The following is a 687-nucleotide window of genomic DNA, read 5'->3' as shown; positions in this document are numbered from 1 at the left end:
GTAGGTGCCTTGACAATCAATCTTCATCAACAGGTAGCGGCCGATTACATTGGTTCATTACTCAATATGTATAAGGGATGATGGTACCTGGCGATAAAAAATACTTCGTTTATCCTGACTGTATTGATGGGCGGAAAAGTTTTAATGGGCTTGCTGGCATTGTTCGCGGTGAATTGAATAGAGATCCCGGCAATGGAGATGTTTTTATTTTTGTGAGCCGATCTCGTCAGAGCATCAAACTGCTGTTTTGGGAGCATGGAGGTTTTGTGATCTATTATAAAAAAATGGACAATGGGAACTTTCAGGTGCCTCCGCTCCGGGCAGATGGCCAGGGCAGACATATCAGTGAAATCCAGTTACTGCAGGTGATACGTGGCATAGAATTCCAAAAAGAAAAGCAGCGTGTCAGTAGTAAAAAAACGAAGTTGGCTTTAGAGCAATAAGACAGAAAAAACATCAAAAAATGCTTGCAACAAGAGATGGTATTTCTTATTTTTAAGATAAGAAAACGCCATTGATGCAACCAACAGAGCAGATTGACTATAAGGAATTGTATGAGCAGACCAGACAGGATAATATCCTGATCAGGGAAGATCTTAAGCAACTGCGTGCAATGAACGAACAGCTACTGCACCGGGTGGAACAATTGCTCAAGCTCAGCTTTGGAAGTAAAAGCGAACGCTATCT

General features: G+C 41.8%; 1 protein-coding gene. It reads left to right on the top strand.

Translation table 11 applies throughout. The annotated features are described in order from the left end of the window. Positions 1–77: 77 nt before the first annotated feature. On the top strand, positions 78–443 hold the full coding sequence (tnpB, locus tag R2S57_RS30385; RefSeq protein ID WP_316848662.1) for an IS66 family insertion sequence element accessory protein TnpB: 366 nt from the start codon (positions 78–80) through the stop codon (positions 441–443). Positions 444–687: the final 244 nt, after the last annotated feature.

The organism is Pedobacter psychrodurus, assembly GCF_032678585.1.
GTDB classification, from domain to species: Bacteria; Bacteroidota; Bacteroidia; order Sphingobacteriales; family Sphingobacteriaceae; genus Pedobacter; species Pedobacter psychrodurus_A.
The sequence above is the reverse complement of the archived record's forward strand: the minus strand, read 5'-3'. Positions and strand labels throughout refer to the sequence as shown.

What these genes read in the sequence shown, in the direction of transcription:
- tnpB (WP_316848662.1), top strand. Translation starts at nt 78, where the DNA reads ATGATGGTACCTGGCGATAAAAAATACTTCGTTTATCCTGACTGTATT.